Origin of the sequence: Pseudonocardia pini (assembly GCF_013870575.1) — a bacterium.
Taxonomy (GTDB): domain Bacteria; phylum Actinomycetota; class Actinomycetes; order Mycobacteriales; family Pseudonocardiaceae; genus Pseudonocardia; species Pseudonocardia pini.
Map to the genome: position 1 here is coordinate 1 of NZ_JACBXB010000299.1, position 6,275 is coordinate 6,275.

At 73.5% G+C, this 6,275-nt stretch carries 8 protein-coding genes; 6 read left to right on the forward strand and 2 right to left on the reverse strand.

The window, feature by feature from the left end; genetic code table 11:
* Both H5J29_RS17475 and tatB read left to right on the forward strand, forming a co-directional pair.
* A partial coding sequence (locus H5J29_RS17475) for a S1C family serine protease (RefSeq protein ID WP_181782019.1) occupies positions 1-1,042 on the forward strand: 1,042 nt, incomplete at its 5' end.
* Positions 1,043-1,051: 9 nt separating this feature from the next.
* A complete protein-coding gene (tatB, locus tag H5J29_RS17480; protein ID WP_181782020.1) occupies positions 1,052-1,459 on the forward strand; it encodes a Sec-independent protein translocase protein TatB in 408 nt (135 codons plus the stop codon).
* Positions 1,460-1,477: 18 nt separating this feature from the next.
* Here the strand turns inward: tatB and H5J29_RS17485 are convergent, their stop codons facing one another.
* Together H5J29_RS17485 and H5J29_RS17490 are read right to left on the reverse strand one after the other, a co-directional pair.
* Positions 1,478-2,869 (reverse strand): amidase, encoded by a 1,392-nt coding sequence (locus H5J29_RS17485; RefSeq protein ID WP_181782021.1) that lies wholly within the window; start codon positions 2,867-2,869, stop codon positions 1,478-1,480.
* A complete protein-coding gene (locus H5J29_RS17490) occupies positions 2,866-3,825 on the reverse strand; it encodes a D-2-hydroxyacid dehydrogenase (RefSeq protein WP_181782022.1) in 960 nt (319 codons plus the stop codon). The genes H5J29_RS17485 and H5J29_RS17490 overlap by 4 nt, the downstream gene beginning before the upstream one ends.
* A gap of 101 nt (positions 3,826-3,926) precedes the next feature.
* On the opposite strand from H5J29_RS17490, the gene H5J29_RS17495 reads away from it, so the two are divergent.
* The 4 genes from H5J29_RS17495 to H5J29_RS17510 all read left to right on the forward strand — a co-directional run.
* A complete protein-coding gene (locus tag H5J29_RS17495; protein WP_312858282.1) occupies positions 3,927-4,439 on the forward strand; it encodes a DUF3830 family protein in 513 nt (170 codons plus the stop codon).
* A 25-nt stretch (positions 4,440-4,464) separates the two neighbouring features.
* Positions 4,465-5,238 carry a maleate cis-trans isomerase family protein gene (locus tag H5J29_RS17500; protein WP_181782023.1) on the forward strand — a complete coding sequence of 258 codons (774 nt, stop codon included), beginning with the start codon at positions 4,465-4,467 and terminating at the stop codon, positions 5,236-5,238.
* Between the two features lie 46 nt (positions 5,239-5,284).
* A complete protein-coding gene (locus H5J29_RS17505) occupies positions 5,285-6,085 on the forward strand; it encodes a maleate cis-trans isomerase family protein (RefSeq protein WP_181782024.1) in 801 nt (266 codons plus the stop codon).
* A 3-nt stretch (positions 6,086-6,088) separates the two neighbouring features.
* The coding region (locus H5J29_RS17510; RefSeq protein ID WP_181782025.1) for a GntR family transcriptional regulator at positions 6,089-6,275 on the forward strand (187 nt) is incomplete at its 3' end.

The following is a 6,275-nucleotide window of genomic DNA, read 5'->3' on the forward strand; positions in this document are numbered from 1 at the left end:
GGCGATCGCGCTGCTCGTGGGGGCCGTCGGCGGGATCGTCGGGCGGTACACCGTCGAGGGCGCGAACTCGCTCACCGATCCCGGGTCCACCCTCGCCGAGGTCAGCGAGGCGAAGGAGCGGCCGCCCGGCTCGGTCGCGGACGTGGCGGGCCGGGTGTTGCCGGCCGTCGTCTCGCTGGACGTGAAGGTGGGGGAGCAGGGCGGGACCGGCTCCGGCGTGGTGATCGACCCGGCGGGGTACGTGCTCACGAACAACCACGTCGTCGCGCCCGCGGTGAACTCGCCCGGGGGCAGCATCCAGGCGGTGTTCACAGACGGCACCCGGGTGCCCGCAGCCGTCGTCGGGCGGGACCCGAAGACCGATCTCGCGGTGCTGAAGGTGCAGGTCACGAACCCGACGGTCGCGCAGTTCGGGGCGGCGGGCTCGCTCGTCGTGGGCGACGGGGTGATCGCGATCGGCTCGCCGCTCGGCCTGGCGGGCACGGTCACGACCGGCATCGTCAGCGCGCTGGACCGGCCCGTGCGGCTCGACGGCGAGGGGGACGACATCGCCGTCATCGACGCCGTCCAGACCGACGCGGCGATCAACCCCGGCAACTCCGGCGGCGCCCTCGTGGACTCGACGGGCGCGGTCGTGGGGATCAACACGGCGATCCGGAGCCTGTCCGGCGGCGGTGGGCAGGACGAGGGCGGCTCGATCGGGCTGGGCTTCGCCATCCCGATCGACGACGCCAGGGGGATCGCCGAGGAGCTCATCCGGACCGGGGCCGTCACGCACGCCGACCTCGGCGTGAACGTCCGGTCGGTCACGGACGGGCGCGCGGACGGCGCGCAGGTGCAGAACGTGGTGCAGGGCGGCGCCGCCGCGGCAGCCGGGATCCTGGAGGGGGACGTGCTCGTCCGCGTCGGGGACCGGGCGATCGCGGGGGCGGACGAGCTGATCGTCGCGGTCCGCGAACGCAACCCCGGCGACGTCGTCCCGATCGACCTGGTCCGTGACGGTCGTCCGCTCACCGTGACCGCCACCCTCGGCCAGGACTAGTCTGGTCCTGTGTTCGACAGTGTCGGCTGGGGGGAGATCCTGGTCATCGTGGTGGCCGGGTTGTTCATCCTCGGCCCCGACCGGCTGCCGTCGGCCGCCGCGTGGCTCGGCAAGTCGATCCGACAGGTCCGCGAGTACGCGACCGGTGCGCAGACGAAGCTGCGCGAGGAGATGGGCCCGGAGTTCGACGAGCTCCGCAAGCCGCTCGAGGACCTGCGCGGCCTGCGGAACTTCAACCCCAAGACCGCGGTCCGCCGCACCCTCTTCGACGGCGACTCCGACCCGTTGGGCATGAGCACGCTGCGCGACAACGGCAACGGCAACGGCGCCACCCCCCCAGCGGCCCCCCCGGCCGCGAAACCGGTGGAACGCCTGGCCCCCGACGAGCGCCCCCCGATCGACCCCGACGCCACCTGACCCCGTCGCACAGCGCGGTCAGCGGAGGAGGGTGGGGACCTGCTCGTGGTGGGGTGTCGCCCGCTCGTAGGCGTGCGCTGCGGCCAGGACCCTGCCGTCCGCGTGTCGTGGGCCCACGATCTGCAGGCCCACCGGGAGGCCCTCGGCGAAGCCGCAGGGGACCGACGCCGCCGGCTGCTGGGTCATGTTGAACGGGTAGGTGAAGGGCGTCCAGGAGGTCCACCGCCCGGAACCGCTCGGCGTCTCCAGGCCACCCTCGAACGCCGGGATGGGCAGGGTCGGGGTGAGCAGCAGGTCGTAGTCGGCGTGGAACGCGCCCATCAGTGAGCCCATCTCGTTCCGCACCGCCATCGCGCCCAGGAAGTCCGTGGCCGAGTAGCCCGCCCCGATCTCCGCGATCTCCACCAGCGCCGGGTCCATGCGCGACCGCTGCTCCGCCGAGTACGGCTCGAGGCACTTCGCCGCGCCCGCGAACCACAGGACGTGGAACGGGTCGACGCAGTCCGCGAACCCGGGATCCGCCCGCTCGACGGTGGCCCCCAGCCGCGCGAACACCTCGGCCGCGGCCTCGAAGGCGGCCCGGACCTCCGGGTGCACGTCGACGAAGCCCAACGTGGGGCTGACGGCGATCCGCAGCCCGGCGACCCCCTCCGTCGCCTGCTCGGCGAAGGATCGAGGCGGGGCGTCGAGCAGCCAGGGGTCGCGGGCGTCGAACCCGGCGATCACGTCGAGCAGCAGGGCGGCGTCGAGCGCGGTGCGGGTCATCGGTCCCACGTGCGCCAACGTCCCGAACGGGCTGCCCGGGTGGTGTGCGACGCGGCCGTACGTGGACTTGTGCGCCACCGTGCCGGTGAAGGCCGCGGGGATCCGGACCGAGCCACCGGCGTCGGTCCCGAGCGACAGCGCGCCCATCCCGAGGCCGACCGCCGCGGACGAGCCCCCCGAGGACCCCCCGGCGGTCTTCGTGGGATCCCACGGGTTCGTGGTCACGCCCCAGCGCGGCGAGTCCGTGACGCCCTTCCACGCGTACTCCGGCGTGGTCACCTTGCCGAGCAGGACGGCGCCGGCCTCGCGGACCCGCGCGACCGGCGGCCCGTCGACGTCGAACGGCTCGGGCTGGGCGGCGACGAACGAGCCCCGGGTCGTGGGCCAGCCCTTGGTGAGCAGGATGTCCTTGATGGAGGTGGGGACGCCGTCGAGCGGCCCGCACGGCGCGCCCGCCTGCCACCGCTCCGCGGACTGCCGGGCCGCCGCGAGCGCGGAGTCCGCGTCCACCAGCGTGAACGCGTTGACCGCGGCGTTGTGCTCCTCGATCCGGTCCAGCGCGTCCTGCGTGGCCTGGACCGGGGAGATCTCGCCCTTCTCGAACGCGGCCAGCAGCTCGGTGGCGGAGAGGTCGGCGGTTGTCATGCGGGGCCCTTCACATAGCCGAGGGACTTGTCGACGACGTTGTGCAGCGGCTCGCCCGCACGGAAGCGGGCGAGGTTGTCCAGGAACTGGGTGCGCAGCGCGTCCCGCCAGCCCACGACGTCCCCGGACATGTGCGGCGTGACGATCACGTTCTCCATCGTCCACAACGGGGAGTCGGCGGGCAGCGGCTCGACCTCGAAGACGTCGAGCGCGGCGCCCGCGATGCGGCCCCCGGCCAGCGCCGCGACCAGGTCCGGCTGCACGACCAGCCCGCCGCGGCCCACGTTGACCACGCGGGCGTGCTCCGGCAGGAGGTCCAGCGCGGCCTTGTCGAGCATGCCCTGGGTCGCGTCGGTCAGCGGGGCGGCCAGGACCAGCCAGTCCGCGGACGGCAACAGCTCCGGCAGCGCGGAGAAGGCGTGCACGCCGTCGGCCGCACGCCGTCCGACGAGCTCGACCGCGAGCCCCAGGGCCCCCAGCAGCTCCGCGATCGCCCGCCCGATCGGTCCGCTCCCCACGACCACGGCGGTGCGGCCCGCCAGCGTGGTGGTCTCGCGGTGTCGCCACTCGCCGCGCGCCTGCAGCCGCAGCGACCCCGGCAGGTCCTTCGCGAACGCCAGCACCACCCCGGCCACGTACTCGGCGATCGGCCGGTCGAACACCCCGCGGGCGTTGGTGATCTCCGCCGGGTGCTCCCGCAGCTCGGGGAACGTCACCTTGTCGACGCCGGCGCTGGCGGTGTGGACCCACCGCACCCGGCTCGTGTCCGCCGCGCGCCACGCCGTGGGGACCGCGTAGGAGAGGAAGTCCCAGACGAGCAGCACGTCGGCGCCGGACAGGGCCTCGGCGAGATCGTCGTCACCCGCCAGGCGCACCTCCACCCCCTCGCCCAGGTCGTCCGGTCGGTCGTCTCCGGCCAGCACCGCGACGACGGGCTGACCTGCGGTAACGGGCACGCGAGCAGATCCTTTCGGACGAGGGGGAGGCGATTGACACGCTAGGAAGCGCTCGTATGATTGTCAACAATCCGCGTATCCGACGGCCGTAGGGAGCAGTAGTGCCGAAGTACATCCGGATCACCCTCGAGCGCCGCGGCGTGTCCTGCGTGGCCGAGCTGCTCGAGAAGGAGGCGCCGCGCACCACCGCGGCGGTGTGGGAGGCCCTCGCGGGCGGCCCCCTCGGCGGTCCGGCGCAGCACGCCAAGTACGCGCGCAACGAGGTCTACTCGATCGTCCCGCGCTTCGGTCCCACGATCGGCCAGGAGAACCCCACGGTCACGCCGATCCCGGGGGACGTCTGCTACTTCGACTTCCACGGCGGCATGCTCGACGCGTCCTTCAAGGAGGACCAGGACATCGACCAGGCCGCGGGCGGCATCGACCTGGCGATCTTCTACGGCCGCAACAACCTGTTGCTCAACGGGGACGTGGGCTGGGTCCCCGGCAACGTCTACGCCACCATCGTGGAGAATCTGCCGGCGATGGCGGAGGCGTGCCACGACGTGTGGCGTTCCGGCAGCGTGGGGGAGCGGCTCGTCTACGAGCGGGTCCCCGAGGCTTCTCCCGCATAGGGAGCGTTCGCAAGTGGAGTAGGCCGTGCCCGCTGAGCTCTCCGTCGGCCTCGTCGACACCGAGTCGGTCGAGTCGGAGGACACCCCCGGCGTCGGGGTCGTCGCCCCGTTCGACTTCGCGCTGGACCGCGAGCTGTGGCGGTGGGCGCCGGACGACGTCTCGCTGTACCTCACCCGGCTCCCGTTCTTCACCACGCCGGTCACCGTCGAGATGGCGGTGGCCGTCGCGGACCGGCGTGCGGTGCGCCGCGCCACCCGGGACGTGCTGACGCCGCGGCCCGGTGTCGTGACGTTCGCGTGCACGTCGGGCAGCTTCGTGTCCGGGGTGCCCGGGGAGGCCGTCCTGCGCCGCACCATGATCGAGGCGGGTGCGCCGGTCGCGACCACCACCAGCGGCGCGCTGGTCGAGGCGCTGCACCTGCTGGACGTGCGGAACCTGGCGATCGCCACGCCGTACATCCAGCCCGTCACGGACCGGCTCGTCGGCTACCTCGCGGACAGCGGCATCCAGACCGTGGCGAGCGAGGGGCTCGGGCTGCTGGGCAACATCTGGCGGGTCGGGTACGAGCGGGTCGTCGAGATCGTGCAGGCGGTGGACCGGCCGGAGGCCGACGCGTTGTTCATCAGCTGCACCAACCTGCCCACCTACGACATCGTCGAGCCCCTCGAGCAGGCGCTCGGCAAGCCGGTGATCACCGCGAACCAGGTGACCATGTGGGCCTCGCTGCGCGCGCTCGGCCGTCGGGCCGTGGGCGGGGGCAGGCTGCTCGACGTGCCGTTGCACCTTTCCGCGGCCTAGCCGGAGTTGTACGGTTGTCGACAATCCGTTCTGGGAGGGACTGCTCGTGACGACCGTCGGAATCCTGTACCCCGGCTACTCCGCCGAGGACGACTACCCGCGCGCGGAGCGCCTGCTCGGGCCGGGGGCGCGGTTGCCGCTGGTGCACACGCTGATGCGGGAGGACGCCCACCGGGTGGACGCCCTGCTCGACGTCGGCTCCGAGGACGTCCTCGCCGACGGCGCGCAGGCACTGGGGGCGAGTGACGGGCCGCTGGACTCGATCGTCTGGGCCTGCACGTCGGGCTCGTTCGTCTTCGGCTGGGACGGCGCGCAGGCGCAGGTCGCGGCCCTGCGCGAGGTGGCGGGGGTGCCGGCGTCGAGCACGTCGTTCGCGTTCGTCGACGCCTGTGCGCGGCTGGGCGTCACCTCCGTGGCGGTCGGCGCGACCTACCCGGCGGACGTGGCCGAGCGGTTCGTGGAGTTCCTGGCCAAGGCCGGGATCCGGGTGCTCACCATGACTCCGCGCGGGATCGTCACCGCGGCCGAGGTGGGCACGTTGACCGAGGACGTCGTGCTGGACTTCGCCGCCGCGGTGGCCGCCGACGCACCGGAGGCGGAGGCGATCCTGCTGCCGGACACCGCGCTGCACACCATCGAGCTCCTCGACCGGCTCGACGCGCGCGTGGGCAGGCCGGTGCTCACCGCCAACCAGGTCAGCGTGTGGCAGGGCCTGCGGCTCGCGGGCGCGGACCGGGCACGGGACGGTCTGGGAGCCCTCTTCGCCGCGGGGCCGGGGACGGAGCCCGCTGAGCCGACGACCGGACCCGGGGACGGAGCCCGCGGAGTCGACCGTCGGACGCGGTGACCGATGGACGGGGAGCTGGAACCCATCAGCCGACGGTCCACCGCGGCCATCGTCGCGGACCGGATCCGCGGCGCGATCATGCGCGGGACCTTCCCGCCCGGCGCCCAGCTGGGTGAGGTCGACCTGGCCGCCCGGCTCGGGGTGAGCCGCGGTCCGCTGCGCGAGGCGATGCAGCGGCTGGTCGCGGAGG

Bases quoted from the DNA above. Each gene is read 5' to 3' on its own strand.
- H5J29_RS17485 (WP_181782021.1), bottom strand. From the start codon at position 2,869: ATGACAACCGCCGACCTCTCCGCCACCGAGCTGCTGGCCGCGTTCGAG.